The sequence below is a fragment of the Rhizorhapis suberifaciens genome (assembly GCF_014200045.1).
Lineage (GTDB): Bacteria > Pseudomonadota > Alphaproteobacteria > Sphingomonadales > Sphingomonadaceae > Rhizorhapis > Rhizorhapis suberifaciens.
The window spans coordinates 216441-242976 of record NZ_JACHOV010000002.1 but is presented as its reverse complement, the minus strand read 5'-3'; the positions used below and the strand labels follow the sequence as shown (position 1 = coordinate 242976).

The following is a 26536-nucleotide window of genomic DNA, read 5'->3' as shown; positions in this document are numbered from 1 at the left end:
CATGGCCGCCGTGGATGGCGGGATAGCAGACCCGTGCATTGTCAGAAACGCATGCTGACCGAAGCGTCGATCGAGCGTGGCCGCCCGAGCAACCACTGCTCGTTATTATAGGTGGTGGTCGCATAATCCTTGTCGAACAGATTATAGATGCGCAGGTTGGCAGCGACGTTCTTGGTCACAGCAAAGGAGATGCCCCCGTCCACCACCGCATAAGCCGGCACCCGGAACTGGTTGGCGTTGTCCGAATAGGTTTTGCCGACATAGCGCAAGCCGACCCGCGTCTGGACCCGCTCGGTGACATCGTAGCGCAACCAGAGATTGGCGGTCTCTTCGGGAATGTTGGGCGGCGTATTGCCGCTAAAAGAAATGCTTCCGCTGAGGAATTCGTCGAACTGAGCGTCGAGGATTGTGCCGTTGGCATCGATCCCAAACCCGCCGGGCAAATCAAGCGTGATTGACGCCTCGATCCCCTTGGCCGAACGCTGCCCGACCTGATCCTGCACTGGCGGAAGACTTCCGGGAATCGTGGCGAGGAGGTTCTTCTTCACGATCCGGTAGGCAGCGAAGGTCGCAAGGCCGCGCCCGCCCATAAAGCTGGCCTTCACCCCGGCCTCTACTTGATCGCCGGTCGTGTGCTTGAACGCCGCCTGTCCCACCGAGAATGTTACAAGCGATCCAAGCGGATCGACGGCGGTCGCATATTGACCGTAGATCGACAGCGTCGAGACGGGCTTATAGACGGCACCTACCCGCCAGGTGACATTCCGCAGCGTCTTGTCCAGCCCCAAGGCTTCGCTTGTCGCGCCGCCCGCGCCGTGGCTGATAACGTAGCGCTTCACATTGGCTCGGTCGAAATTGATGCCCGCCGATACCGACAGATGATCGCTGATCGTCAGGCGATCCTCGGCAAAGAGGGAATATTGGCGCGTACGCGTACGATATTGGGGGCGCACGCCAAACGTGTTGTAATAGAGACCGGGATCGAAGCTGAACGGATCGACGGGCTCTGCGAAACCTGACGGGGGCGAGCCGGAATCGAAATCATTCGAATGCCGGAACTTGATGTTGTTGACGTCGAAGCCGACGAGCAGTTCGTTCTTCAGCACGCCCCAATTGCTGCGGATCGTGACATCGCCCTGGTTGCCGACCTGCGTCTGGTCATGATCGATGCCGAAGAAATCGAAGCGGTCGACTTTTCCGCTGACACCGTTCCAAAAATAACTTTCGAGGTTGCGCCATCTGCGGTCGGTCGTCAGGCGGTAACTGGTGTTGCGAACGGTGATGGTATCGTTCGGGATCCATTCGATTTTGACCGTTGTGCGGTTGTCCTTGTAACGTATCGCCGCGTTGGCGACATTGTAGTTGCTGCGCTTATTTCGATCATCAAGCCGCCCGTCGATCAGCGGCGTCCCGAAATACCGCATCGGCTGCTGGTCGCTATAATCGTCGGACAAAGTGAAGGTCAGCGTCTCGATAGGGCGGAACTGCAGCGATCCCGAGATCGCCAGCCCCTCCGATTTGCCGCGATCAACCCAGCCGTCCGATTGGGTCCGGCTGACGTCGAGCCGGTAGGCCAGCAGATCGTTCACGGGGCCACCGACCCCAGCGCCGATACGCCAGCTATTCTGCGAACCATAGCTGGCCTCCGCCTCAAGCTCGGTCCGCTCGGTGTTGGGCTTTTTGGATATGACATTGACCGCGCCGCCTATGGCGCCCTGGCCATAAAGCACGGACGCCGGGCCGCGCAGCACCTCGATCCTGTCCACTGTCCAGGGATCGGTCGGAAAAGTGACGGTGCCGGCCCCCGGATAGAGGCGGACGCCATCATAGAGGATCATGACCGAGCCCTGGCCGGAAAAGCCGCGCGCGGCGAGGCCAGTGCCGCCATTGCCTGGATTGGCGACCGAACTGATGCCCGTGGCGCGAGTCACTGCATCGACGATCGATAGATCGCCTCGCCTGCGGATCATGTCGCCCGGCAAGGTTTCGACACTGGCAGGTGTTTCAAGGATGGTCAGGCCAAGGCGGCTTCCGGTCTGCGTTGGCGCATTCACCTCGTCATCATGATTGCCGAGCACGAGGATATCGGTCTTGCCCGCAGCTTCTGCGCCAATCTCGGCATGGGCCAATGCAGGCAACAGGAATGCGGCGAGTGCACTGCTGGAAAATAAGATATTGATCACAAAAACTTCCCCCGGCGCCTTGCGACGTGGCGGGGGCGTGCCGTTTACGAACGGTCGGCACGCGCGGCGGCCCGACGCCATAAGCGACCGACGCACGTTCCGATGCGGCCCCAGCCGCTCATTCGTCGCTCAGACGGAGGATTACCGTGCCGTGACCAACCCCTGGACCAAGGCAAGAGCGACCAGTGCGCCGGCAGGTCTCCTGGCTCGCGGGTCAAAGCTTGATGCACGGCCTTCCCAGGATCAGCATCTTCATGCCGCAACCCAGTGGCTGCCCCTTTTTGAAAAAGGAGCGATGTGCATCGCGCTCGCCGCTTACAGTTGCAGGGACAGCCGCGGATTTGGAAGCCAAAGCTTCCGCACCGCATTCCCATTCAAGCCCCTTGTGGGGCACCGGCGCGATCATGAAGATCGAAATATCCGACCTTCCCGGCGGACATAGCGCCCTTCTTTTCTCGTGCCAAGCTACATAGTGAAAAGCCGCTCCGGGCTTCAACTGTCCCGATTCTGAACAAAAAGTTCAGTGCCTATTCAGCGCAACAGGCGCTTACTCTCCTTCCATTCCAGAGGAAGGAGAGGACGAATGTTTAAGAAGCTGCTCATGGCGGCGGCTGTGACGGTGCTTGTCCCTACGGGCACGGCGCTGGCGCATGACGGGGGGCGCTATGGCTATAGCGATTATCGCGGCGGCCACTATTATTATAATGGCGATCGCCGGCACAGCCGCTTGAACAGCTATGATCGAGCGTTGCGCGAACTTCGCTATGCCTATCGTCATGGCTATATCAGCCGCTGGGAATATCGCATGCAGAAGCGCGAGCTGGAGCGGGAACGTCGTTGGGCGCGGCGCGATCGTGACCGCTGGCACTATCGGGATCGGCGCTACGGCTATCGCTGGTAAATCGCCGTTCACATAAGGTGTGTCGCCAAATTCTATTGACCGTCATTCCCGCGCGGGCGGGAATCCATCTCTCGTACCAATCGCTTGGTTTTACGTCCTAAGATGGATTCCCGTCTTCGCTGGCATGACAAGAAATAATTAGGCCTGCTTCGCAACAGTACCCTTCAAAGAAGGGTCATGATGCCACACCCTCGCAGATCACTCCGCCGCGACGACTTCCGCCTTGTCGCTCAGCGGATGCGCCAACCGGCTGACCATTTCCTTCGGACAAACCTGCCAGAAGTCATGCTTGCGCCGGTCCCAATCCTGCAGGATCGCACCTGACCATTTGCTGTCAGTATGGGCGTGATGCTCCTCGACGAGAGCCTTAAGGACATCTTCCCAATGGGCGCTGTCCAGCCGTTGCCACAAGATGCTTTCCGGATTGGCGTGCCGTTCGAAGCTGTCGTCAGTATCCAGGATGAACGCCATGCCGCCGGTCATCCCGGCGCCAAAATTGCTGCCCGTCCGGCCCAGGATAACAGCCGTCCCGCCGGTCATATATTCACAGCCATTCGCGCCGCAGCCTTCAACCACCACTTGCGCGCCTGAGTTGCGGACGGCGAAGCGCTCGCCCGCCTGCCCCGCCGCGAACAGCTTGCCCGCGGTCGCGCCATAGAGCACAGTATTGCCGATGATGGTGTTGTTCTGGCTTTCCAGCGGCGAACTCACCATCGGCCGGACGGAAATGACGCCGCCTGACAGGCCCTTGCCGACATAGTCGTTGGCATCGCCGAACACTTCAAGCCGAACACCCTTGCACAGAAACGCCCCCAGCGACTGCCCCGCGCTGCCGCGCAGGCGGACCTGGACATGACCGTCCGCCAGGGTCGACATGCCGAACTTTTCGGTGATCATCGCGGACAGGCGCGTGCCGACGGCGCGATGCGTGTTGCGCACCGTGTACGTCAGCTGCATTTTCTCGCCCCGTTCGAACACAGCCTGCGCGTCTGCGATCATCTGCGCGTCCAGACTGTCGGGCACCTCATTGCGGAAGGTGGAAAGGCTGAAGCGACGCTCGGCCTCGCTCGCGTCCACCTTGGCAAGGATGGGATTGAGGTCCAGATCGTCGAGATGCTCCGCGCCACGGCTGACCTGCTTCAACAGCTCCGTGCGCCCGACCACTTCGTCCAGGCTGCGGCAACCCAGCCGGGCCAGGATTTCGCGGACTTCCTCAGCGATGAAGGTCATCAGGTTGATGACCTTTTCCGGCGTGCCGGTGAACTTCGCGCGCAGGCGTTCGTCCTGCACGCACACGCCCACGGGGCAGGTATTGCTGTGGCACTGCCGCACCATTATGCAGCCCATGGCGACGAGCGACAATGTGCCGATGCCATATTCCTCTGCGCCCAAAATGGCCGCGATGACGATGTCGCGCCCGGTCTTCAGACCGCCGTCAGTCCGCAGCTTCACACGATGGCGAAGGCCATTGAGCGTCAGTACCTGGTTTACCTCGGAAAGACCCATTTCCCATGGAGTCCCGGCATATTTCACCGACGTCTGCGGCGAGGCGCCGGTGCCGCCGACATGGCCGGACACCAGAATGACGTCGGCATGCGCCTTGGCTACACCCGCCGCCACCGTGCCGATGCCAGCCTGACTGACCAGCTTGACGCAGACCCGCGCGCGCGGATTGATCTGCTTCAGGTCATAGATGAGCTGCGCCAGATCCTCGATCGAATAGATGTCGTGGTGCGGCGGAGGAGAAATCAGCATCACGCCTGGCGTGGAATGGCGGAGCTTTGCGATAAACTCCGTCACCTTGAAGCCAGGAAGCTGGCCGCCCTCACCGGGCTTTGCGCCCTGCGCGACCTTGATCTCGATTTCCTCGCACGCGCCCAGATATTCAGCGGTAACGCCGAAGCGACCCGACGCGATCTGCTTGATCGAGCTATTGGCGTTGTCGCCATTGTCATAGGGCGTGTAGCGGGATTTGTCCTCGCCGCCTTCGCCCGACACCGCCTTTGCGCCGATGCGATTCATGGCGATGGCGAGCGTTTCATGCGCTTCAGGCGAGAGCGCCCCCAGCGACATGCCCGGGGTTACGAAACGCTTGCGAATCTCCGTGATCGCCTCGACCTCGTCGATCGGGATGGATTCCTGCGCATAGTTGAACTCCAGCAGATCGCGCAGATAGACAGGCGGCATGTCGCGCACGCCGCGCGAGAATTGCAGATAGGTTGAAAAGCTGTCGGTCGAGACCGCAGTCTGCAGCAAGTGCATCAGCTGCGCCGAATAGGCATGTGTCTCACCGCCCGCGCGTTGGCGGTAGAAGCCGCCGACGGGCAGGTTGACCACTGCGCTGTCATAGGCGGCCTCGTGGCGGAGCTTGCCGTTCAAGTGCAGCGAGGCATAGCCTTCGCCCGAAATCTTGGACGGCATGCCGGGGAACAGATCGTTCACCAGGGCGCGGCTGAGGCCGACCGCCTCAAAATTATATCCGCCGCGATAGCTGCTTATGACCGCAATGCCCATTTTGGACATGATCTTCAGCAGGCCCTCATTGACGGCCGTGCGATGCCGCTCAAGGCAGCTATCAAGATCCATCTTGCCAAACAGGCCGCGCGCCTGGCGGTCGGCGATGCACGCTTCGGACAGATAGGCGTTCACAGTCGTCGCGCCGACGCCGATCAGCACCGCATAATAATGGGTGTCGAGGCACTCGGCCGAACGAACGTTGATCGAGGCATAGCTGCGCAGACCCTTGCGCACCAAATGCGTGTGTACGGCTGCGGCGGCAAGGATCATCGCCATACCGACGCGGTTTTCGTCGACATTCTCGTCGCTGAGAAATATCTCGGTCCGCCCCTCGCGCACGGCCTTTTCCGCTTCCTCACGGATGCGGGTGATGGCGGCCCGCAACTGCTCTGGCCCGCCCTCAGCAGGGTAAGTGCAATCGATTTCCGCGACCGCATCACCGAAATAGGCTTTCAGCCGTTCCCAGTCGCCGCAGGTCAGTACGGGGCTGTCCAGCACCAGCACGCTCTCGTTCCGGCTGCGGTCCTCCAATATGTTCGCCAGATTGGAAAAGCGCGTATTGAGGCTCATCACATAGCGTTCACGCAAGGAGTCGATCGGCGGATTGGTCACCTGGCTGAAATTCTGGCGGAAGAAGTGGCTGACCGTGCGCGGCTTGTCGGAAATGACCGCCAGCGGCGCATCGTCGCCCATCGATCCAACCGCTTCCTTGGCGTCCTCCACCATGGGCGCCAGAATCAGCTCCATATCCTCCAGCGTCAGGTTGGCCGCGATCTGCCGCCGGATCAGTTCTTCCTTGCTCCAACGAGGCGTGGTGTTGGACGGCGCGGGAGGCAGGTCGTCCAGCGTCTTAAAATTGCCGACCATATCCTTATATGGCCGCTCGGCAGAGACGCGATCCTTGATGTCCCGATCAGTGTAAATCTCACCTTCATGGAGATCGACGGCAATCATCTGTCCCGGACCAAGGCGGCCTTTCCGGATAACCGTGCTTTCCGGCACCAAAACCATGCCCGCTTCCGATCCAACGATCAGCAGATTGTCGGCGGTCTGCGTATAGCGCAGCGGGCGAAGGGCGTTGCGGTCCATGCCAGCGACAACCCAGCGGCCGTCCGTCATGGCGAGCGCGGCGGGGCCATCCCACGGCTCCATGACGGAGGATAGATATTGGTACATCGCCCGATGGTTATCAGGCAGTTCGCTATTGCCCTGCCAGGCTTCCGGCACCAGCATCAGCTTCGTCGTCGGCGCATCCCGCCCGGCGCGGCAGATTGCCTCGAACACGGCATCGAGCGCCGCGGTATCGGAAGCGCCCGCCGGGATCACCGGCTTTATGTCCTCGCTATGCTCACCAAAGGCCAAAGACGCCATCTTGATCTCGTGGCTCTTCATCCAGTTGGTGTTGCCCCGGATGGTGTTGATCTCGCCATTGTGGGCCAGCGTGCGGAAGGGTTGGGCCAGCCACCATTGCGGGAAGGTGTTGGTTGAATAGCGCTGATGGAAGATCGCAACCCGGCTTTCGAACCGCTCATCCTGCAGATCGGGGTAGAAGACCGACAGCGATTCCGCCAGGAACAACCCCTTGTAGATGATCGAGCGGCAGGACAGCGAGCAGACGTAGAAATCATTGATCTGCGCGGCGATGACCTTTTTCTCGATCCGGCGGCGGATGAGGTAGAGGTCCTTTTCGAATTCGGCCTGATCCTGCTCCTCCGGCATGGGGCCAGCGATCATGATCTGCTCGATTTCGGGGCGCGTACGCTGCGCCTTTTCACCGATGACGGACACGTCAACGGGCACCTGCCGCCAGCCATAGATGGTGTAGCCGGCGTCAATGATTTCGGACTCAACGATGGTGCGGCAGGTTTCCTGCGCCGAAAGGTCCGTGCGCGGCAGGAAGACCATGCCGACGGCCAGGCGGTTGGGCAGGGGTTTATGACCGCTATCGGCAATCGCATCGTCAAAAAAGCGGACCGGCAGGTCAACATGGAGGCCTGCGCCGTCGCCGGTCTTGCCGTCCGCGTCCACCGCGCCGCGATGCCAAACGGCCTTCAGCGCATCGATGGCCGAAGCCACTACCCGGCGGCTGGGCTTGCCATCCGTCGCCGCCACGAGCCCAACGCCGCATGCGTCGGATTCGAACTCGGGGCGGTACATGCCGACTTGGGCAAGGCGGAGGCGTTCGGTTTCAGGAACCATGATTCTTTGCTCCCTTGGCCCTGATCACGGGCATAACTTGATCCATCAACTTCTTCAGCTCTTCATCTTTTCTGGCTTCTGCTCGAGCCGCGACACCTTTTTGCCACGCCGCGAAGTCGGGATCGGCCATTAACCCTGGCGCCATTGACACATATTTTCTTCCCACTGGGGTGACGAAAAATGCATTGAGACCGTCCAGTTCTTTGGCCGTGAATGCGCGTGCATAAGCATTGGTATATGCGAACATCAGTTCGGGCGACGTTTCCTCCAAATCCTGGAGGACTAGGTTGCGTTGTCGCTCTACGAATGTAGCGAATATCTGACGCAGTTCCGGCTCTTCCGACAACAATTGGTTGATTTCGGGGTTAGCCTGCATAACACCGGCAATGGAATTGGTCATAAAAGCATCTATAATTTTGGAGAACATTGCCTCACGTTGATCGGCAGGAACAATCAACTCGACAATCACTCTTGCCTTCTCAACCCGAACGGGATCGAGGTTAGAAGATGCATTGATCGTTTCTCTACCCGATGCTTGTGCAGTGGAGCAAAGCGTCAGTAGTACGATCGCTGCCGATGAGGTTAACCACCTCACGCCGCCACTCGCTCTTCTCGCTTCTCCCGCGCCTTCACCTTCAAATATTTATGCATGTGGTCGGTCACATCCCGCCCGTCGCGGATGGCCCAGACCACCAGCGAAGCGCCGCGCACGATGTCGCCTGCCGCAAACACGCCATCAAGCGACGTCATCATCGTGCGGTGATCGACACGCAGCGTGCCCCAGCGAGTGACGGCGAGGTCGTCGCAGCCGAACAGCTTTGGCAGCTCTTCCGGGTCGAAGCCGAGCGCCTTGATGACAAGGTCCGCCTCCAGCGTGAACTCCGTGCCCGGATCGGGCTCGGGCGAGCGGCGGCCGCTCGCGTCGGCAGCGCCCAAGCGCATCTTCGTGGCCTTGACGCCAGTGACGTGCTCCGTGCCCTCGAAGGCGACGGGGGCGGAGAGCCAGACGAATTCGACGCCTTCCTCCTCGGCATTCGCCACTTCGCGCTGCGAACCTGGCATGTTTTCCCGGTCGCGGCGGTAAAGGCACTTCACCGACTTCGCGCCTTGGCGGATGGCGGTGCGGACGCAATCCATCGCCGTGTCGCCGCCGCCGATGACGACGACATTCTTGCCCGCCGCATTGAGGGATCCATCCTCGAACGCCGCAACTTCGTCGCCAAAGCTCTTGCGGTTGGAGGCAGTCAGATAATCGAGCGCCTTCATCACGCCCTGCGTGCCCACGCCCGGCGCCTTGATGTCCCGCGATTTGTAAACGCCGGTAGCGATCAGGATCGCATCATGGCGCTCGCGCAAATCCTCCATCGTGGCGTCGCGACCGACTTCGAAATTCTCGTGGAAGACGATGCCGCCCTCGGCCAGCCGGTCCACGCGGCGCGTGACGACTTCCTTTTCCAGCTTGAAGCCGGGGATGCCGTAGGTCAGCAGGCCGCCCATGCGGTCGTGGCGATCATAGACGTGCACTTCATAGCCTGCCTTGCGCAGATATTCCGCGGTCGTAAGACCCGCGGGGCCAGCGCCGATGATGCCCACCGACTGGCCGCGATCGGCACCCGGGACGAGCGGCTCGACCCAGCCTTCCTTCCAAGCGGTGTCAGTGATGAACTTTTCGACCGAGCCAATGGTGACTGCGCCATGGCCGGAAAATTCGATGACGCAATTGCCCTCGCACAGGCGGTCCTGCGGACAGATGCGGCCGCAGATCTCCGGCATGGTCGAGGTCGCATTGCTAAGCTCATAGGCCTCGCGCAGGCGGCCTTCGGCGGTGAGGCGCAGCCAGTCGGGAATATGATTGTGGAGCGGGCAGTGAGTCGAACAATAAGGCACGCCGCACTGGGAGCAGCGGGAAGATTGTTCCTCCGCCCTTTCCAGCGCAAAGCTGCGCGAAATCTCGCTGAAATCTGCGGCACGTTCGGCCGCGGCGCGCTTTTCCGGATAAGACTGTCCAGTGGCTACGAATTTCAGCATGGGATTGTCAGCCATGTCTCGTCACTCCTTGATTGCGCGGGCCTATAACCTGAACAGCCACGGGAGTCACGGGAATTTTCCAGTTTAGGTCAATAAAACTGTCCTTCTATGGAGCGGCTCATCCTCTTTCCTGAACCCCTTGTTCATCCGAGCCGCCCATAAAGGGCCGATACGGACCTACTTCATCATCAGCCAGACGAGCGCCACGCTTCCAGCAACAATGCGATACCAAGCGAAGGGAGCGAAACCGAACTTGCTAACAACGGCGATAAACCATTTGATCACGATGATCGCCACCACGAAAGAGACAATGAAACCTATTGCTATGGCGGTCCAGTCGTCTTGCCCTAGCGAAGCCCCCGTCTTCAGCAAATCGTAAGCCGAGGCTGCAAGCATGGTGGGGATAGCCAGGAAGAAGCTGAATTCAGCAGCCGTCTTGCGCTCCACGCCCAAGCTTAATGCCCCCATGATCGTCGCGCCTGAGCGGCTGACACCAGGGATCATCGACAGGCACTGCACAATGCCGACACCTAGCGCGGTCTTCCAACTCATCCCTTCAACCAGGAATGTGTGAGGCTTCTTCACCATGCGTTCAATCGCCAATATGGCAATGCCGCCCAGAATGAGCGCTATCGCCGTAATCTCCGGCGTTTCCAGCATCGCCTTCACCATCTTGTAGATAATGAGGCCAATCACCGCTGAAGGCAGAAAGCCCAGTAGGATATTTCGTGTAAAGGCGATTGCCGTCGGATTGGCTCGGCTGAGCCCCTGAAGGACTTCCCAGAAACGTTTCCAATAGAGAACAACAACCGACAGAATCGCGCCAAGCTGAATGACGATCTCGAACGTACCTGAAGCTTTGCTTTCAAAACCCAGCAGCTCTCCGGCCAAAACCAGGTGACCGGTTGAGGAAACGGGAATGAACTCAGTAAACCCTTCAACAATGCCCAGCAGGATGACCGTCCAAATATTGTTATCCATTGGTCACAGCGTTCCTTCCGTTCGCCCTCAGTTGGTCAATGGGCAGTATGTTCTGGGAGGGTCGCGGGGCGTCAGCAGGCTCACCCCCGAACAGAATGAGGCGTCAGGCCGACGCGCCCATGCCAAACCGGCCATGCTTGCGATACTGCACCAACCAGCCCGGAGCGACCGCTGCCAGTGGAGTGGGCTCAATGCCAAAGGTAGGCAGGCCCTTGGAGCCAGCCGACACGACATTGTCATGCTGAAGCATTTTCCATTGGTCGGAGGTGATTGGCGCACCCGGCATCCATCCGGTTAGACTGGCAAGCAGGTCCGCTACACCATCAGGCACCGTGATGAAATTGCGGTGCCGTCCGGTGGCCGAGGCTATCCACCGGTTGATCTCTTCCATCGTCATCACCTGCGGCCCGCCAAGCTCATAGATTTTACCGCCATATCTGCCCGGATGCAGTGCGGCGAGTGCAATCGCGTTTGCAACGTCCGCTACATAGACCGGCTGGAACTTCGTGTTGCCACCGATAATCGGTACGATCGGCGCGGTTCGGATCAAATGAGCGAAACGATTGATGAACTGGTCTTCCGGTCCGAACAGGATGGATGGCCGCATGATCGCCGCGCCGGGAAAGCTTGCCCTGACCCCTTCCTCTCCCTGGCCCTTCGTACGGCCATATTCCGAGTGACTCTGAGGATCGGCACCTATGGCTGAGATGTGAACAAGGCTGGATGCACCCGCTTCCGCCGCGGCTCGGGCCACATTGGCCGCGCCCTCGACATGAACCTTGTAGAATTCACCTTTCAGAACGCCGACTAAATTGATGACAGCGTCGGCCCCTTCGACGGCGCGGGCAAGCGACTCTGCCTTGGTCACATTTGCAGCAACCATCTGGACCTGGCCAAGGCCTCCCAGGGGCCTGATGTGCATGGCGCTGGAAGGATCGCGCTCAGCAACACGGATGCGGGCGCCCGCCTGAAGCAGTTCCTGAGCGACATAGCGGCCAAGAAAACCGCCTCCGCCGAAGATAGTCACCAGCTTGTACTGCATATCTGCCGCGTGCTCCCTGGAATGGCCGCTTTATAATAGCCGTGTGGCTTCCGCCCCCTTGCAACGGAGCGATCTCCTTGACAACTGCAAAGGCGTGGGATGATTCAAAAATTAGCGCAAAGGGCGATTGACAAAAGCCCCCCCTGACCGCTAATCGCCGCCGCCTACCCCGTGCCCAGATGGCGGAATTGGTAGACGCACCAGCTTCAGGTGCTGGCGGTCGCAAGGCCGTGGAGGTTCGAGTCCTCTTCTGGGCACCATTTGTTCTTCCGAGGAGCATCCCGATGGCCGGCTCGAGATCCGGCACGGCGAGCATGTCCTTCCCTACCGAATGTTCGACAAGATCAGGCAGGTGAACCAGGCCGCGATGGTCGAGAACAAGCACCTCGATGCGGCGCTGGCGATGGCCAGGGCGATGCAGGAGCTGCTGCCGCGGAAGCGCAACAACAACGAGCCTTGCCGGCGCTCGCAGGGCATTCACCTGTTTCCCTCGCCCGAGCCCGCGGAAGAAGCCCCGGTGAAGCTTAAGCGCGGGCGCCCTCCCCTTCGCCTGCTCACCCCGATCGAGGCGGCGCAGCGGCTGCTCGAGAGCTGCTGAGGGAGCCCACTGCATGCGCAGCGGGTCCGGGGCTCTCAGACCGCTGGACCTGTGCACCAGCAGGGTCTGCGCTGCGCAATATCGAAGGGCTACGCACAGCCCCTGCTGCATCGAACCGTGACATCTCTATCGGGCGGAAATAGTGTCTTCTCTAAATTGCAGGAACAAAGCCCTCAACACTTTAATCGCTTCTCCGGATGTACGACCCACGGGCGGCGTAACCAACAAGATCGGCCGCCGGCCCGGGTTTGGTTCGGCCCAGGAACCGGTCAATATCTGATTCCGTTATTCCGGCACCAGTGGCAGCGCCTGCCCGGACGAGAGACGCGATACCTGCCTGTGCTCGACGCCAGGCAGGCCGCGCATCAATTCGCGCGCGCCAGGCTACAAGGTTGGGGAAGTCGGCTTCATCGAAGCCATGGCGCGAGAGGTAGGCCGACCATGGGTACATGGCTATGTCAGCGACGGAATAGGATTGCCCCGCCAGCCATGGCACCGCGGCCAGCCGGTCGTCGAAGGTTCGATAGATTTTGGCGGCCTGATCCTTGTACCTGGCCGCCGCGTAGGAATCCGCCTCACTGGGAATGAGCTGGTAGTGGTTCACCTGCCCAAGCATCGGTCCGGCATAGGCCACCTGCGCTACAAGCCATTCCAACGTCGCCCAACGGGCCGCCCCGCATGCGGGAAGCAGCGCCGGCGCATAGGTATCCGCAAGGTAGATCAAAATGGCACCGGACTCGAAAACGACCTGCTCGCCCTCTTGGTTGCGGTCGACAATCACAGGCACTTTTCCGAACGGATTCATCGCGAGGAAAGCCGGGTCCTGTCCCTCGCCGCGCATGACCGCCACATGCTTCACGTAATATTCGGTTCCGCTTTCCTCCAGCATCAACAGGATCTTGAACACGTTTGGACTGGCCGTTCCGAACATTGTAATCATCAGAATATCGCCTAATCACCTGTTGCTGAAAGACCCCCGCATAAGAAGGGCACAGTATAACCCAAAGACCTCACTCCACTGTGGAGATTGCGCCGCTGTTCAGACCCGCTCGATCAGCGTTGCAATGCCTTGTCCAACGCCGATGCACATCGTACATAAGGCGTAGCGGCCGCCCGTGCGCTGGAGTTCGTAGGCAGCGGTGGCGATGAGTCTTGCGCCGGACATGCCCAGAGGATGACCAAGCGCGATTGCGCCGCCGTTAGGATTGACGTGTGGGGCGTCCTCCGGGATGTTCAATTCGCGTAGGACAGCGAGCGCCTGCGCGGCAAAGGCCTCGTTCAACTCTATCACGTCTATCTGTGAGAGCGCGATCCCGGTGCGATCGAGGAGCGCGCGCACTGCGGGGACCGGCCCCATTCCCATCACCCTAGGCGGAACGCCAGCGACGGCCGTACCAACATGACGCGCGATCGGCGTCAGATCGTGGCGCTTCGCCGCTCCCTCGCTCGCGACCAGCAGGGCACAGGCTCCGTCGTTGATACCCGAAGCATTCCCTGCTGTGACCGACCCGTCCGGTGACACCACACCTCTAAGTTTAGCGAAATCTTCGGCTGTGGATGAAGGGCGCGGATGCTCATCTTGATCGATCGTTCGACTACCCGCCTTGGATCGGACAGATACACCAACAATCTCGGCATCAAACCTGGACGCTGCCATGGCGGCGCCCGCTCTTTTCTGGCTACGCAACGCAAACGCATCCTGATCCTGTCGCGAGATGCCAAAGGCTTCCGCAACATTCTCTGCCGTTTGCGGCATCGTGTCTGTGCCGTACTGCGCCTGCATCGCCTCGTTCACGAAGCGCCAGCCCATTGTGGTATCTTCCAGCCTAGCGGTGCGAGCAAACGCACTGGCCGCCTTGCCCATCACGAACGGTGCGCGTGACATGCTTTCCACGCCGCCGGCGATCAGGAAGTCGGCTTCCCCGGCCTTGATGGCCCGCGCCGCGATGCCGACAGCGTCCATTCCCGATCCGCATAGCCGGTTGACCGTCGTGCCGGGAACTTCAACGGGGAGCTGCGCGAGAAGCGCCGCCATCCGCGCGACGTTGCGATTATCCTCGCCGGCCTGGTTAGCGCAGCCCAGAATGACGTCATCGACCGCTGCCCAGTCGACATTGGGGTTACGCGCCATCAGCGCTGCCAGCGGTACGGCCGCCAGGTCGTCCGCGCGAACGGTCGCCAGCGCGCCACCGTAGCGCCCGATCGGAGTACGGATCGCATCGCAGATAAATGCATCGGGCATGGTGACTTTTACCTTCGATTCGTTGATGGTTCAGGCAGCCAGCGAAACGCCCGTGACGGCGCTGCGGCGCAGTCGTTCGGATGCGCGATAGCGGCCGTCGCCTGTTGCGTGATGGAGATGATCGAGAACCCGGACCAGAATATCAGGCCCGATCCTGTCCCCCCAGTCGAGTAGTCCCCGCGGGTAATTGACGCCGGTTTGCATCGCCACTTCGATGTCGGCCGGCGTTGCAATGCCTTTCTGAACGGCGTCAGCGGCCTCGTCGACGAGCAAGGCCAGCGTCCGCATGACGACCATGCCGGGGTAATCGCTTATGACCACTACAGACTTGCCAAGCGACTGGAACAGAGCGGCAGCGCGCTCGATCGCGAAGCTCGAAGCCCGATCTGCTTGCGTGAGGACGATGAGTTCCGTGCTCGACAGGTCGAACGTCAGGTCGAAGAGCACGAGGTTGCGCGGGGCGCCATCGGCTACCCTTTGGCTCGCGGAACGACCGTCTGTCCGTGCAAGATGAACATCGTCCACACGGATGTAGCCGTCTCCTTTTTCCTCAACACTATCAATCCCTTTTGACCGGCATATGGCGATGAGTTCGTGCAAATCCGCGCTGGCTCCCTCAAGGACTAGATTGTGAGGAGCAGGATAATTCGGACAGATAGATGTTGGCGGTGCTGTATCGGCCGCTCCAACATATTCATAGAATCCTCGACCGGACTTTCGACCCAGCCAACCAGCAGCCACCAGTTCCTGCTGCGCCAGTGCCGGGCGATAGCGGGGGTCGCCAAATAACGCGGCGTGGACCGACGACGTCACAGCAAAGTTCACATCGTGGCCGATCATGTCCATCAATGCGAACGGCCCCATGCGAAAGCCGCCGCTGCGCGTGTAGATGAAATCGAGGGTAGCAACATCCGCAACGCCGTTTTCCAGGAGATGAAGCGCCTCCCCATAATAAGGACGCGCCACGCGATTGACGATGAAGCCGGGCGTAGAGCGGACATGGACGGCTGTTTTGCCCCAGTCCCGCGCAGTCGCTGCAAGCACCCCAATGACATGTTGGCTGGACGCGAGCCCGGCCACGATTTCGACCAGCTTCATGACGGGTGCGGGGTTGAAGAAATGAAATCCCGCTAGTCGTGTTGGATCGGAAAGTACAGAACCGATGGCCGTGATCGAAATAGACGAGGTGTTGGTGGCGAAAATGGAACTTTCCGGAACGAGTTCTTCCAACTCTCGAAACACCGCCTGTTTTGCCTCGAGTTTTTCTGCAATGGCTTCGATGATCAGACCGGCATTGCGCAGGTCGGTGATATCCTCTGCTACCTGGAGGCACGAAACCGCGCGATCACGCTCTTCAGAATCAAGGCGTCCCTTGCGTTCAAGCGCTTCCAGCGCCGATGCGACCCGGTTCCTGGCGAGCTTCGCCGCCCCTTCGATAACATCAAAGATGATGACCTGATGACCGGCGAGCGCTGCAACCTGCGCTATGCCCGAGCCCATAGCTCCGGCGCCAATAACCCCCACTGTCGCTGCCTTGGAAATACCGCCCATCGAAATTCCTCGCTCCGCGCTGACCTACTGTTAGATTGAAAGCATGGGATCCCAGCTTTCACCCAATTCAGGAGAGATTGATCGTTCGACGGATGAGCGAAAATCGGATACTATTGGTACGGGCAAGGCGTGAACAACTCTCTTGTCGGCGACGGTCTTCCGTGAGAATATCCGCCGGTCGACGAAGTGCGGATCTTCAACCGCCGACTTGAGATCCGCAACGATTGAACAGCAAACGTCTTTGCCATCGAACATGGCACGCCATGCTTCGGCTGGGCGACTGGCAATGATTTCTGCAACCTTGGCGCGCACCTCGGCCGCTGGCGCGTTTGCCGTGCGAAGTTCTTCGGGCAGTTCAACAAGCTCGCAGAAATTAGCCCAGAATTTGTCCTCGAGCGGAGCTGCTGCAACCTACTGATTATCAGCGGTGCGGTATATCTGATAGCGGGGTGAACTTCCGGTCACCAGCCCCTCGCCTTCTGTCGGCCATTGGCCGCAGCCAAGCCCCTCGGCCAATCCCCAATAGGCGAAGGTAAAGAGGTTCTCCGCCATGGCAATGTCCAGATAGCTGCCCAGTCCGGTCATGTCGCGCTGCCGAAGTGCGAGCAGGATGTTTATCATGGCAGGATAAGTTCCGCCCCCGATATCGGCCGCAAGGATTGGCGGCAGCGCCGGTGCCCCCTGCTGATCTCGCGCAAGGCCCAGGACGCCGCTTTCGGCCATGTAATTTAGATCATGTGCAGCAACGTCCCTTTTCGGTCCGCTCTGTCCCCAGCCGGTAATCGAGCAATAGATAATCTGCGGATTGATCGCGCGAACTTGTGTGTAACCCAATCCCAACCGGTCCATGACACCAGGGCGAAATTGCTCGATCAGAACGTCCGCGCGCTTGATCAGCGGCTCCAGTCTGGCGATCGCCTCGGGCGCCTTGAGGTCGATCTTGATGCTCTGCTTGCCACGGTTGAGCATGACGAAATTGGCGGAACTCTTGCCGAGCTTGGGTTCGTAGGTACGCATCTCGTCGCCACGATCGGGGCGTTCGAGCTTAACTACACGTGCCCCTGCCTCTGCGAGTAGAAGGCTCGCGAGCGGGCCAGGCAGCAAAGTACTGAAGTCAAGGACCAGAATACCATCAAGCGGCTGCATTGTCGTGGCTCCTCCGACTGCGGACGGCGGCAATCTGCGCGCGGCGTGCCGGGTAATAGGCAGCATCGCCAAGCGCATCGTAAAGCGCGCTGGTCACATCATGATGATGCACGATCCCGCTCTCCTCCAGCAGTTCGATCGGACCCTTTGGATAGCCCAGCCCGAGTTTGAGAGTCAGATCCATGTCCGCAGCAGTCGCCAGCCGCGCGTCCAATCGGCTAAGTGCGGCATTGTAATAAGGTCGAACCAGTCGATCGATGATGCGCCCGGGAAAGTCACCACAGACGGCGACCATGAAACCATGTGACTCAAAAAGAGCACGTGCCTGCTCGACGCGGGCGGGGTCCGACCCGGGCTGACGAACAAGCTCCACCAGATTAGTTGGCGGCAGATCGCCCATACGGAAGCGAGCGAAACCGAGCACATCCCCCCCCTCCTCTCCTCGGCTTTCACCGGTATGAACGCCAAGGCATTCGGAACCGAGTTCGATCAGAACGAGATCATATTGGTCGACATCAGAAAGACCGGCGAAAGCCCCGCCAGCCTGGGTTCCCGCAATCACCAGCGTTGCTGCCTTGTCGTCCGACGACAGGAAGGGATCATTCTCCGGAAAGGATCGGCTTTCACCCGCCAAGATCATTTTGTAAGTCATCATCAGGCTCCGAAAATCGCGGTGTTGTTGTAATTCAGAAAGCCGCGCTCCGTCTTGCGTCCCAACCGGCCCGCAGCCACCATCCGTCGTAACAATGGCGGACAACTCGCACGCTTTTCTCCGGTTATGCCGTAGAGTGCCTCACAAAGAAGAATCTGCGTATCAAGGCCGACGAGATCGAGCAGTTCCATTGGACCCATCTTATATCCCAGGGCACCCTTGATCGCCTTGTCTATCTCTTCTGGTTCAGCAACACCTTCTTCGACGAGACGGATTGCGTCATTATTGAAAATTCCGGGAACGAACCACTCCCGGCCTATGCCGCCCAGGCGAGGCCAGCGGTTCGCGGCCACCGCGTTGTCGGCAGCAGCTACACCGGCCATGTCTATTTCGCCAAACTGCTCAAAGCCATCGAGGCCCGCGCGATCGCCGTCCAGCGTCACACACGCGTCGTCCGACTGGTCCAAGACAGGCAAGGCCGCGTCATCGGTGCAGAAGCTCTTGCCCTGACGCCGCAGGATCACAAGGAACATGCCCGCCTCTACGCCAAGGTCGCGCCTGCTCCTTTTGCCTTCAAAAAGCATGAAAATGCCATCGCCAATGCGCGTGCGCTGGAATCGAAGGGCGAGCGGATCTACCTTCGCGCGAGGCGGGGGGTGGTCCTGGCAACCGGCGGTTTTTGCTACAATACGAAGATGCTCAAGGAACACATGCCCTATTATGCCGAATTCGCACCGGCGATGCTGCGCATGGGTTCGATGGGGTGCGATGGAAGCGGGATTCAGTTGGGCCAGTCGGTGGGCGGCAAGACCCATAAATTGGAGAACAGCTTTTACGGCCGCATCATTTCCCCGCCCTCGGCCTTTGTCGAAGGCATCGTCGTCAACCAGCAGGGTCGCCGTTTCTACAACGAGGATGCCTATAATGCAGAGCTCGGCGCCGCCATTGCCGAACAATCCGGCGGCAAGGCGTGGCTCGTTATGGACGGCGAAACATGGCGCAAGCTGCGCAAGCAGATACTGCCCCGGAATGACGGACTTTTCATGATGTGGCACCTGCCGGCGCTGGCCAATATTCTGTTTGGCGGCAGCCGCAAGGGGCGAACACTCGACGCCCTGGCCAAGAAATGCGGAATTGAGGCGGCCGGGCTACATGAGGAAGCGCGGATCAGCCGTGAGGCGATGGCGGCGAACGGGGGCGACCCTCTTGGGAAGTCCGCCGATTACTATCGCGCCTTGGGTGACGGGCCGTACCACGCCGTCAACATGTCGGTCTGGAACAAGTTCATTCTCGCACCTTTTCTGACGCTGGGCGGACTGGCTGTCGACGAGAATAGCGGCGAGGTTCTAGACCAGCAGGGCAATCAGATGCGGGGGCTCTACGCAATCGGGCGCGCCGCAATCGGCATCTGCGCGAACCGATATATGAGTGGGATGTCACTGTCGGACGGCGTTTTCTCGGGCCGCAGGGCTGCACAACATATAGCCTCGCAGACTAATAAGATCTGAGGTTCAGTCGGCGAGGGAGTTTGCTGGAGCCTTTCATATCTGGTGGCAACGCGGCATAGCTGCTGGAGCTTGCCGATGATGAGGCAGCATGACGAAGTCCGGGCGCTGCAGCGATCCTTTCCGTTGCCGAAGATCTTGTTGATGACCGTGGTCATGCCGCGATTGCTGGTGAACTCGAGGCTTTCGAACTCTGGCCCGAACACCCACAAGCTGCGCTCGAACAGCGGCTGCAAGTCTGCGACCTCGTCCATCGTTTCGTCGTGGAGCTTTGCATCCAGTTCAGCGATGAGCTTCAGGCGAGTCTGTATTTCATCGAGTGCGAGCTTGGCGGTGCGCACGGTCCAATCGGTGAGGATTGCATAGAGTTCGTCAAGGGCCCGGCACTTCCTCCCGCACAGCGATGCGCTCGATTAGAAACGGCTGGGTAGCACTGCGTCGGACCTCGAAGGTTACTTCGATGCCGTCGCGCCAAGTGCGCACCAGTCCCAGGGGTTCGGCCCAGTCCCTGCCGCAGGGTCGAAGTCATGGTCCTGGATTCCAAGAGAATTCGAATCGAACAACTGCCGTCGCCGTTTCCCGCTGGCTTGCCTGGGTAGGGGCGGCGATAGACGCCACGTGCGACGCGCTCGAGCCAGCCGTCTCGATCATAGTTGGATGCCGAACTCTTGGCGACGTCATGGGTCCCCAACCATTGCGAGTCGACCAGGAAGCCAGCCGGAACCCGAAGGGGCTCAGTTCGTCATCCCGAACGACCTGAACCCCTGCGCGAGGCGAAATCACCAATCAAGTGAGCTGGACGTGTCCTCCTACTCCGCCGCAATTCCTGCCTTGGCGAACATGTCCTCGCCCTCGTCCTTTACCAAGCCATCGTCATTGGCGCGCACCTTCTTGCGGCGGTCAAAGCTCTCCCACACCTCGTTCCAATTGCCCCTTGTTGCGGCCTTGGAATATTCGGTTGCGCGCGTTTCGAAGAAGTTGGCATGTTCCACCCCGTTCAACAGGGGGGCGAGCCAGGGCAGCGGGTGTTCGTCGATCATGTAGATGGGCTGGAAGCCAAGCTGTCCAAGGCGCCAATCGGCGATATAGCGGATGTACTTCTTGATCTCCTTGGGAGTCATGCCGGGGACCGAGCCCTGTTCAAAAGCCAAATCGATGAAGGCGTCCTCCAGGCGAACGGTCTTCTGGCAAACGTCCATGATATCCTCACGCACTGCCTTGGTAAGGCAATTGCGTTCGTTCACGAAGGCGTGGAACAGGCGAGTGATGCCTTCGCAGTGAAGGCTTTCGTCGCGGATCGACCAAGTGACGATCTGGCCCATGCCCTTCATCTTGTTGAAGCGCGGGAAGTTCATCAGCATCGCGAAGCTCGCGAAGAGCTGAAGCCCCTCGGTGAAGCCGCCGAACATGGCGAGCGTGCGTGCAATATCCTCGTCGGTGTCGACGCCGAAGGTGGCGAGATAATCGTGCTTGTCCTTCATCTCCTTATATTGAAGGAACATGCCATATTCGCTTTCGGGCATGCCGATCGTGTCGAGCAAATGGCTGTAGGCTGCGATGTGGACCGTCTCCATATTCGAAAACGCGGTCAGCATCATCTTGATTTCGGTCGGCTTGAACACGCGGCCATATTTGTCGTGGTAGCAATCCTGCACCTCGACATCGGCCTGTGTGAAAAAGCGGAAGATCTGCGTCAACAGGTTGCGCTCATGATCGGTGAGCTTCTGCGCCCAGTCGCGGCAATCCTCGCCCAGAGGCACTTCCTCCGGCATCCAGTGGATCTGCTGCTGGCGCTTCCAATATTCGAATGCCCAGGGATATTCGAAGGGCTTATACTGCTTGGAGGCTTGAAGAAGAGGCATTGGATTACTCCCGCAGGAAATTAATTGAGAGTTTAGACGGTCGCGTATTCCGGCGAAGGCCGGAATCCGGAAACGCGACCTCCGACCTGGACCCCGACCTTTGCCGGGCTACGTCCCTCTACCACAAGGGCAGGGGGACTAATCACTGACATGCCAGGCACTCATCATAGTTCGTCACTTCCACCTCGATGCGCTTGGCGTCGGGGGTGTTGTCCGCCTCCACGCCGCCGGCAAAGCCCGCACGCTGGACGCTCTTTGACCGCAGATAATAGAGCGACTTGATACCCAACTCCCAGGCGCGATAGTGGAGCATCAGCAGGTCCCATTTGTCCACGTCCGCCGGGATGAACAGGTTCAGCGACTGCGCCTGGTCGATATAGGGCGTTCGATCGGCGGCGAGTTCGATCAGCCAGCGCTGGTCGATTTCAAAGCTGGTCTTATAGGTGTCCTTTTCCTCCGGCGTGAGGAAATCAAGATGCTGAACCGATCCGCCCTTTTCGAGGATCGAATTCCAGACATTCTCGCTGTTCTTCGATTTTTCGATCAGCAGTTTTTCCAGATAGGGATTGCGGATCGAAAAGCTGCCCGACAGCGTCTTGTGGGTATAGACATTGGCCGGGATCGGCTCGATGCAGGCCGATGTGCCGCCGCAGATGATGCTGATCGATGCGGTGGGCGCGATCGCCATCTTGCACGAAAAACGCTCCATCACGCCCATTTCGGCTGCGTCGGGACACGGGCCGCGTTCCTGCGCGAGCATCATCGAGGCCTCATTCACCTTCGCGTTGATGTGTTTGAAGATCTTGAAGTTCCAGCTTTTCGCCAACGCGGATTCAAAGCCCAGGCCGCGCGCCTGAAGGAAGCTGTGAAAGCCCATGACGCCCAGTCCGACTGAACGTTCCCGGCTGGCGCTATATTTGGCCCGGGCCATTTCCGGCGGGGCGCGGTCGATATAATCCTGCAGCACATTGTCGAGGAAGCGCATGACGTCCTCAATGAACTGCTTGTCGTCATGCCACTGGTCCCAGGTTTCAAGGTTGAGCGAGGACAGGCAGCAAACGGCGGTGCGGTCCTGACCATGCTGGTCGCGGCCGGTGGGCAGCGTGATTTCGCTGCACAGGTTTGATGTGGAGACCTTGAGGCCCAGGTCGCGGTGATGCTTGGGCATCATGCGGTTCACTTGGTCGGAGAAGACGATATAGGGCTCACCCGTCGCAAGGCGGGTTTCCACGAGCTTTTGGAACAGCGCCCGGGCATCCACCTTGGCACGAACCGAGCCGTCCTTGGGAGATTTAAGCTCCCATTCGGTTCCGTCGCGAACCGCTTCCATGAAAGCGTCGGTCAGGAGCACGCCATGGTGGAGGTTCAGCGCCTTACGATTGAAATCGCCGCTGGGTTTCCGGATTTCGAGGAACTCCTCGATCTCCGGGTGAGAGACGTCGAGATAGCAGGCGGCCGAACCACGGCGGAGCGATCCCTGCGAGATTGCGAGGGTGAGCGAATCCATGACGCGGACAAAGGGTATGATGCCGCTGGTCTTGCCGTTGAGACCAACCGGCTCGCCAATGCCGCGCACATTGCCCCAATAGGTGCCGATGCCGCCGCCGCGTGAGGCGAGCCATACATTCTCGTTCCAGGTGTTGACGATGCCTTCCAGGCTGTCATCAACGCTGTTCAAATAGCAGCTGATCGGCAGGCCGCGGCCGGTGCCGCCGTTCGACAGCACGGGTGTCGCGGGCATGAACCACAGGCGGCTGATATAGTCGTAGATGCGCTGGGCGTGCGCGGCATCATCGGCATAGGCGGACGCCACGCGCACGAACAGGTCCTGAAAGCTTTCGCCGGGCAGGAGATAGCGGTCTTTCAAAGTCTCCTTGCCGAACTCGGTCAGCAGATCGTCGCGGCTTTCATCCTTCCGCACGTCGAAAAGTTGAGGCCGCACCGTGCGGCTGTTTTCTTCGACGGCCGCCGAAGCCATGGCCTCGGCAAGCTTGGCGGTCGCTTCCTTCGCGACCTTCGCCGGCGCTTCCAGCAAATCGCTTTGATCGGTCATGTCGGCTGCACCTGTTTCCTGTGTCTCTCTGAAATCCATGTTCGCCCCCGATGTTCCCGTTCCGTTCGACTCGGCCGACCCTTTGAGGCAAGCGTTCCGTCTAGCACTTTTTATCAAGAAATAGGACCGCTATTCGCGATCCGACAGAGACAAAGAGGGTGGAGCGCCGGATGGCTCCGTCGCTAAATAACCACAATATATGGGCCATCCCCCTGATCCCTGTACCACTGATAGTGCCACAGATGAGTCACGATGCAAGGGGTAAATAGATGCCTAACGCTTCGTTGCGATATCGTCACGAAATCGTTCCTCGATATTTCTTATGGCAGGACCATGACAACCCAAGGGCTTCTGCGGCTTTGCGCCAAGGGTAAAAATGCAGGCCAGCAATGTGGCGAGCCCGAAAATATTTTTAATCGCCAAAGGGTCTAAGGTGATTGACTTTCAATGAATATTGGAAGGTCCATGCGTCGCCGTTTCGGCAGGACCCTGGAGCAAATTTAGGAACCGCCCTACCCCGCCTCATCCATTCGCAGATGGCGCAACAGCGGGTCGCGGTCGAGATTGCCCGCCTCCTTGATCTCCCGCCGAAGCTCATCGCGCTTCTCATGGATAGAGGCTATGACCGGCCCCATGGCGATGCCCAGGTCCACCAGCACAGCCTCCGAAAGCTGAAGCGAGCTTTCTAGCGTTTCCGGCACGGCGTCTGTTGCGCCTGCCTTATACAGTTCGGCGGCATGATCGGTGTCCCGCGCGCGTGCGATGATGGTGAGATTGGGCACCCAACCCCGTACCCGCTTCGTGATGCGGACAGACAGCACGGGCTCGTCCATTGTCAGGATGAGCGCCTTGGCATAGCCGAGTTGCAGTTTGTCGAGCAGTTCAGGGCGGGAGGCGTCGCCAAAAATTATCGGATAACCATCGCGCCGCGCCTGGGCCACCGCATCGATATCCGATTCCACGGCGACGAAGGCCTGCTGGTGCTTGCGAAGCATGTCCGCGACCATCCGGCCGACCCTGCCAAAACCGATGATCACCGCGACCGGCCGGGCGCCCGGGCCGAGTTCGATATTGGGTTCCTCCGCCGCGCCCATATCCATGCGGCGGGCGATATCATGCCCGACCCGCGCGAGCAGCGGCGTTATGGTAAGCCCGATGGCGGTCACAATCTGCCAGAAGGCCGCTGTGGATGGCAGGATAAGCTGCGCTGCCGACGCCGCCGACAGCACGATCAGCGTCGTTTCGGACGGTGAGGCCATCAGCACCCCGACCTCAAGCGCCGTGGACCTCCGCGCGCCGCTCAGCCGCAGCAGCAATGTGGTCACCGCCACCTTGACCACAACCACTCCCAACACCGCCAACACCAGGCTGGGCCAGTTCGCCACGATCATTCGAATGTCGATGCTCATGCCGACGGTGATGAGGAACACACCGAGCGCCAGTCCCTTGAACGGAGCGGTGATGACCTCAACTTCGCCATGATATTCGGTTTCGGCGATGAGCAGCCCCGCGAGCAGCGCACCCACTATGGGCGAAAGCCCCGCTATTGTGGTGGCCAGGCTAGCCGCGATCACCACCAGAAGGCTCGCCGACAGAAATATCTCCGGGCTTTTCGTCCGCGCGGCCTGCGCAAATAGACGGGGCAGGAAGAAGCGCCCGGCGACGAACATGATGACGACAGTGATGCCGCCCGCCGCCAGGGTTCCGGCAAGACCCGTCCAGCCGCTATCCTGCGCATTGGGGGCCATCGCGCCCAGCGCAAAGATGATGGGAACGATGGCCAGATCTTCAAACAGCAGCATGGAAAAGGCCGACTTGCCCACGGCCGACTGCGTGCCGACCATCGGCATCACCAGCGCCGTCGAGGACAAGGCGAGGGCAAGGCCAAGCCCTACCGCCCCCGCCAACGATTGTCCCATGAGGTGCAGGGCAAGACCGATGACCAGCCCCGACCCGAACAATTCCGCCGCGCCCACGCCGAAAACCAGCGTCCGCATCGACCAAAGCCGCCGGAAACTCAATTCAAGGCCAATGGAGAACAGCAGCAGGATGATCCCCAGTTCAGCATAGGGCTCAATCGCGTGGGGATCCGTTATGGTAATATAATAAAGCCAGGGAAACTGGTCGACAAGCGATCCAAGACCCGCCGGACCTACCAGCATACCCACCAAAATAAACCCGATAACCGGAGTGATCCGAAAGCGCGCGAAAGCGGGAATGACCAACCCAGCCGCGCCCAGTATAACCAGTGCGTCGCTAAAACCGCTGTTGTTTACTTCAAACGCCATAAACTTCTTTAAGCGGCTTTTGACGGGTTTGTCAGCGGCAGATGGTTTTTAGGATAAGAAATGTTTATGGTTGCACGGCGGGAATGGTGATGTGTTCTGCGCGCGGTGTGCTGCCGCACGAACCGACCAGGATGGGCTTTACAGCCTATCAATTGCAGTTGCGTCAAACAGCCAAAACAAGCCTCATGAATTGATTATGCGGGCTTGGTGATAGTCCGCGAATGCGTCGCACGACACGAACCCGGCACTACGGTAGAGCCGGATAGCAGGCTCATGCAGCGGTGCTGTCCCCGTTTCCAGGCTGATCCGTGTGTAGCTGCGTTTGCGGGCCTCTGTGATGATATGGTTCAGGATGGCGCGTCCAACACCTTTTCTTCGTGCCGCAGGAGCTGCACGCATGGACTTTACCTCTCCATGGAAGCCATCTAATTCCTTCAGGGCACCGAAGCCCAATAGTGTGTCAGCCTGCCATGCTGTCCAGAATGTTACGTTAGCTGCCGACAACCCCGAAGCATCAAGCGCGAAAGCATAATCTGCCATCACGGACTGCAATTCTTGAAGATGGTGGGCCAATAATCCACCAACAAGTGGTGAAGCCGGATCGTCCTGTCGTATTTCCATAATTGTTCCCGTCATTCTATTTTGGGCAGTTATCCAACCATGAAAGTTACAAAGCAGCCTGACAAGAATCCATCCGACATCGCAATTCCCGCCCAGGCTCCAAATAGGGTGAATCACAAAAACCACCAAATGGGAATCTCCCGCGATTCAGATTTCAGGCTCGCCGC

The 26536-nt window shown here is 59.5% G+C and carries 18 protein-coding genes, 1 tRNA gene, 2 pseudogenes and 1 riboswitch; of the genes and pseudogenes, 4 read left to right on the top strand and 17 right to left on the bottom strand.

Annotation, left to right across the window (positions count from 1 at the left end):
• Positions 1-41: 41 nt before the first annotated feature.
• A complete protein-coding gene (locus HNQ99_RS03405; RefSeq protein WP_322790304.1) occupies positions 42-2183 on the bottom strand; it encodes a TonB-dependent receptor in 2142 nt (713 codons plus the stop codon).
• A 175-nt stretch (positions 2184-2358) separates the two neighbouring features.
• Positions 2359-2596, bottom strand: a riboswitch (cobalamin riboswitch).
• Between the two features lie 170 nt (positions 2597-2766).
• On the opposite strand from HNQ99_RS03405, the gene HNQ99_RS03400 reads away from it, so the two are divergent.
• Positions 2767-3084: a hypothetical protein gene (locus HNQ99_RS03400; RefSeq protein WP_184474239.1), complete on the top strand. Its 318-nt coding sequence runs from the start codon at positions 2767-2769 to the stop codon at positions 3082-3084.
• 198 nt (positions 3085-3282) lie between these two features.
• Here HNQ99_RS03400 and gltB read toward each other — a convergent pair whose 3' ends face one another.
• The 5 genes from gltB to HNQ99_RS03375 all read right to left on the bottom strand — a co-directional run bounded on the left by gltB (position 3283) and on the right by HNQ99_RS03375 (position 11851).
• Entirely contained in the window at positions 3283-7800 is a 4518-nt protein-coding gene (gene gltB / locus HNQ99_RS03395; protein ID WP_184474238.1) for a glutamate synthase large subunit, read from the bottom strand.
• A complete protein-coding gene (locus HNQ99_RS16850; RefSeq protein ID WP_184474237.1) occupies positions 7790-8395 on the bottom strand; it encodes a DUF2059 domain-containing protein in 606 nt (201 codons plus the stop codon). The genes gltB and HNQ99_RS16850 overlap by 11 nt, the downstream gene beginning before the upstream one ends.
• Positions 8392-9843 (bottom strand): NAD(P)-dependent oxidoreductase, encoded by a 1452-nt coding sequence (locus HNQ99_RS03385; protein ID WP_184474236.1) that lies wholly within the window; start codon positions 9841-9843, stop codon positions 8392-8394. Before HNQ99_RS03385 ends, HNQ99_RS16850 begins: the two co-directional genes overlap by 4 nt.
• A gap of 162 nt (positions 9844-10005) precedes the next feature.
• The gene (locus tag HNQ99_RS03380) at positions 10006-10809 is read right to left on the bottom strand and encodes an undecaprenyl-diphosphate phosphatase (protein ID WP_184474235.1); all 804 of its coding nucleotides are present in this window, start codon (positions 10807-10809) and stop codon (positions 10006-10008) included.
• Between the two features lie 103 nt (positions 10810-10912).
• Positions 10913-11851, bottom strand: a complete 939-nt coding sequence (locus HNQ99_RS03375) for a complex I NDUFA9 subunit family protein (protein ID WP_184474234.1) — start codon at positions 11849-11851, stop codon at positions 10913-10915.
• Between the two features lie 173 nt (positions 11852-12024).
• Between HNQ99_RS03375 and HNQ99_RS03370 the strand changes: the two genes are divergently transcribed.
• Together HNQ99_RS03370 and HNQ99_RS03365 are read left to right on the top strand one after the other, a co-directional pair.
• A tRNA-Leu gene (locus tag HNQ99_RS03370) sits at positions 12025-12111 on the top strand.
• Positions 12112-12182: 71 nt separating this feature from the next.
• Positions 12183-12449: a hypothetical protein gene (locus tag HNQ99_RS03365; protein ID WP_184474233.1), complete on the top strand. Its 267-nt coding sequence runs from the start codon at positions 12183-12185 to the stop codon at positions 12447-12449.
• Positions 12450-12630: 181 nt separating this feature from the next.
• On the opposite strand, the gene HNQ99_RS03360 is transcribed toward HNQ99_RS03365, so the two are convergent.
• The 6 genes and pseudogenes from HNQ99_RS03360 to HNQ99_RS03335 form a co-directional block, all read right to left on the bottom strand.
• Positions 12631-13389 carry a glutathione S-transferase family protein gene (locus HNQ99_RS03360; RefSeq protein WP_184474232.1) on the bottom strand — a complete coding sequence of 253 codons (759 nt, stop codon included), beginning with the start codon at positions 13387-13389 and terminating at the stop codon, positions 12631-12633.
• Between the two features lie 99 nt (positions 13390-13488).
• A complete protein-coding gene (gene pcaF / locus HNQ99_RS03355) occupies positions 13489-14691 on the bottom strand; it encodes a 3-oxoadipyl-CoA thiolase (RefSeq protein ID WP_184474231.1) in 1203 nt (400 codons plus the stop codon).
• Positions 14692-14721: 30 nt separating this feature from the next.
• Positions 14722-16242 (bottom strand): 3-hydroxyacyl-CoA dehydrogenase, encoded by a 1521-nt coding sequence (locus tag HNQ99_RS03350; RefSeq protein ID WP_184474230.1) that lies wholly within the window; start codon positions 16240-16242, stop codon positions 14722-14724.
• Between the two features lie 30 nt (positions 16243-16272).
• A pseudogene (locus HNQ99_RS03345) lies at positions 16273-17388 on the bottom strand (CaiB/BaiF CoA transferase family protein).
• Positions 17375-18043: a 3-hydroxyacyl-CoA dehydrogenase family protein gene (locus HNQ99_RS03340; protein WP_221232543.1), complete on the bottom strand. Its 669-nt coding sequence runs from the start codon at positions 18041-18043 to the stop codon at positions 17375-17377. Before HNQ99_RS03340 ends, HNQ99_RS03345 begins: the two are co-directional and overlap by 14 nt.
• On the bottom strand, positions 18043-18423 hold the full coding sequence (locus HNQ99_RS03335) for a 3-hydroxyacyl-CoA dehydrogenase family protein (RefSeq protein WP_184474403.1): 381 nt from the start codon (positions 18421-18423) through the stop codon (positions 18043-18045). The genes HNQ99_RS03340 and HNQ99_RS03335 overlap by 1 nt, the downstream gene beginning before the upstream one ends.
• Between HNQ99_RS03335 and HNQ99_RS03330 the strand changes: the two genes are divergently transcribed.
• Positions 18322-19548 carry an FAD-binding protein gene (locus HNQ99_RS03330; RefSeq protein ID WP_322790312.1) on the top strand — a complete coding sequence of 409 codons (1227 nt, stop codon included), beginning with the start codon at positions 18322-18324 and terminating at the stop codon, positions 19546-19548. The genes HNQ99_RS03335 and HNQ99_RS03330 overlap by 102 nt on opposite strands.
• A 292-nt stretch (positions 19549-19840) precedes the next feature.
• Here the strand turns inward: HNQ99_RS03330 and HNQ99_RS16930 are convergent.
• From HNQ99_RS16930 to HNQ99_RS03305, 5 genes and pseudogenes are all read right to left on the bottom strand, one after another.
• Positions 19841-20257: pseudogene (locus HNQ99_RS16930) on the bottom strand (AbiEi antitoxin N-terminal domain-containing protein); the annotation flags it as partial.
• A 97-nt stretch (positions 20258-20354) separates the two neighbouring features.
• A complete protein-coding gene (locus HNQ99_RS03320) occupies positions 20355-21407 on the bottom strand; it encodes a ribonucleotide-diphosphate reductase subunit beta (RefSeq protein ID WP_184474226.1) in 1053 nt (350 codons plus the stop codon).
• Positions 21408-21549: 142 nt separating this feature from the next.
• Entirely contained in the window at positions 21550-23499 is a 1950-nt protein-coding gene (locus HNQ99_RS03315) for a ribonucleoside-diphosphate reductase subunit alpha (RefSeq protein WP_184474225.1), read from the bottom strand.
• 473 nt (positions 23500-23972) lie between these two features.
• The gene (locus HNQ99_RS03310; protein WP_184474224.1) at positions 23973-25748 is read right to left on the bottom strand and encodes a cation:proton antiporter domain-containing protein; all 1776 of its coding nucleotides are present in this window, start codon (positions 25746-25748) and stop codon (positions 23973-23975) included.
• 183 nt (positions 25749-25931) lie between these two features.
• Complete coding sequence (locus tag HNQ99_RS03305; RefSeq protein WP_322790311.1) at positions 25932-26495, bottom strand: GNAT family N-acetyltransferase; 564 nt, start codon at positions 26493-26495, stop codon at positions 25932-25934.
• Between the last annotated feature and the right edge of the window lie 41 nt (positions 26496-26536).

Excerpts from the sequence above, each read along its gene's own strand:
- HNQ99_RS03400 (WP_184474239.1), top strand. The coding sequence starts at position 2,767 with ATGTTTAAGAAGCTGCTCATGGCGGCGGCTGTGACGGTGCTTGTCCCT.
- gltB (WP_184474238.1), bottom strand. The coding sequence starts at position 7,800 with ATGGTTCCTGAAACCGAACGCCTCCGCCTTGCCCAAGTCGGCATGTAC.
- HNQ99_RS03385 (WP_184474236.1), bottom strand. The coding sequence starts at position 9,843 with ATGGCTGACAATCCCATGCTGAAATTCGTAGCCACTGGACAGTCTTAT.
- HNQ99_RS03380 (WP_184474235.1), bottom strand. The coding sequence starts at position 10,809 with ATGGATAACAATATTTGGACGGTCATCCTGCTGGGCATTGTTGAAGGG.
- HNQ99_RS03375 (WP_184474234.1), bottom strand. The coding sequence starts at position 11,851 with ATGCAGTACAAGCTGGTGACTATCTTCGGCGGAGGCGGTTTTCTTGGC.
- HNQ99_RS03365 (WP_184474233.1), top strand. The coding sequence starts at position 12,183 with ATGTTCGACAAGATCAGGCAGGTGAACCAGGCCGCGATGGTCGAGAAC.
- HNQ99_RS03360 (WP_184474232.1), bottom strand. The coding sequence starts at position 13,389 with ATGATTACAATGTTCGGAACGGCCAGTCCAAACGTGTTCAAGATCCTG.
- pcaF (WP_184474231.1), bottom strand. The coding sequence starts at position 14,691 with ATGCCCGATGCATTTATCTGCGATGCGATCCGTACTCCGATCGGGCGC.
- HNQ99_RS03350 (WP_184474230.1), bottom strand. The coding sequence starts at position 16,242 with ATGGGCGGTATTTCCAAGGCAGCGACAGTGGGGGTTATTGGCGCCGGA.
- HNQ99_RS03340 (WP_221232543.1), bottom strand. The coding sequence starts at position 18,043 with ATGATGACTTACAAAATGATCTTGGCGGGTGAAAGCCGATCCTTTCCG.
- HNQ99_RS03335 (WP_184474403.1), bottom strand. The coding sequence starts at position 18,423 with ATGGCCGGTGTAGCTGCTGCCGACAACGCGGTGGCCGCGAACCGCTGG.
- HNQ99_RS03320 (WP_184474226.1), bottom strand. The coding sequence starts at position 21,407 with ATGCCTCTTCTTCAAGCCTCCAAGCAGTATAAGCCCTTCGAATATCCC.
- HNQ99_RS03315 (WP_184474225.1), bottom strand. The coding sequence starts at position 23,499 with ATGGATTTCAGAGAGACACAGGAAACAGGTGCAGCCGACATGACCGAT.
- HNQ99_RS03310 (WP_184474224.1), bottom strand. The coding sequence starts at position 25,748 with ATGGCGTTTGAAGTAAACAACAGCGGTTTTAGCGACGCACTGGTTATA.